General features: G+C 67.0%; 1 protein-coding gene. It reads right to left on the bottom strand.

The window, feature by feature from the left end; translation table 11 throughout:
- Window positions 1-58: 58 nt before the first annotated feature.
- Complete coding sequence (locus ACFYZF_RS30665; protein ID WP_387026676.1) at window positions 59-850, bottom strand: GNAT family N-acetyltransferase; 792 nt, start codon at window positions 848-850, stop codon at window positions 59-61.
- Between the last annotated feature and the right edge of the window lie 178 nt (window positions 851-1,028).

The following is a 1,028-nucleotide window of genomic DNA, read 5'->3' as shown; positions in this document are numbered from 1 at the left end:
CCGCTGCGCAGGCACTCGACGACCCGGCCCTCGACTTCGACGCCTTTCCTGGTCCTCGTCATCGCACCAGCTCCAGGTTGCTGCTCACCGGCCGGGCCCCGATGCCCTCGAACAGCGCCGAGGCCGCTTGGTTGGACTCCTGGACTTCGGCCCACGTCGCGGCGATCCCGGAGCGGTGCAGCGTCTCCAGCGTGTGGGCCAGCAACGCCCGCGCGATGCCGCGGCGTTGCTCGCCGGCCCGGACCGCTACCAGCCCGATGCGCGGCCGGTTCACCGTCACCACCCGGACCAGACCCAGGTAGCGCTCCGGCGCTGCGGCCACGGCGTAGTTCAACGGGTCACCGATGGTGTCACCCTCGGGCAGGGGAACCACCTCCGCCGGCATCGACTGCCACCCGACGGTCGCCTCGACCTCGTCACGGATCGCACGGTCCACCGCCCGCAACAGGCCCACATCCGCCTGACCGGCGGGCACGATCGTCACCCCCGAAGGCGGTAGAACTCCATCGAGCCCCGTGACCTGCGGATCGGTCGGCACCGTGTACTCCCACTCACGGCGCCGAACCGTGAAACCAGCCCGCCGCCAGCAAGCCGTCAGCTCCACATCGGCCTCGTCGACCACCGTGTACAGCGGCGCCGGCAACTCCGCCAACATCGCCTCAACGAGCTGATCGAAGGTAGCGTCATGCCAGGCATCAATACTGACGAACAAACGCCCATCAGGCCGGTGCTCCGCAAACGTGCGACCGACCACCATGTCGTCATGCAACGCATGCCATTGCCTGTCCGCGACACGCGTGACCACCACCGCGTTCTCGCTCAGACCAGATATGAAAGGCTTCATGTCCATCGGAGTCTCCTTCCAGGAGTGCCTCGATCTCAGGCGCTCCCGGCGACACCGAACGTCAGCCGCCGGACCGTGACGGACTGAGGGAGCACCCATAGGTGTTTACATTCACGGGTCTCACCTCCCCACAACGACTTCACGGCCAGCAACGACAATAGCAGCGGAACGCAGCACCGCGCAA

The sequence above is a fragment of the Micromonospora sp. NPDC001898 genome (assembly GCF_042891255.1).
GTDB lineage: Bacteria > Actinomycetota > Actinomycetes > Mycobacteriales > Micromonosporaceae > Micromonospora.
This window is presented reverse-complemented; position numbering and strand designations above follow the sequence as displayed.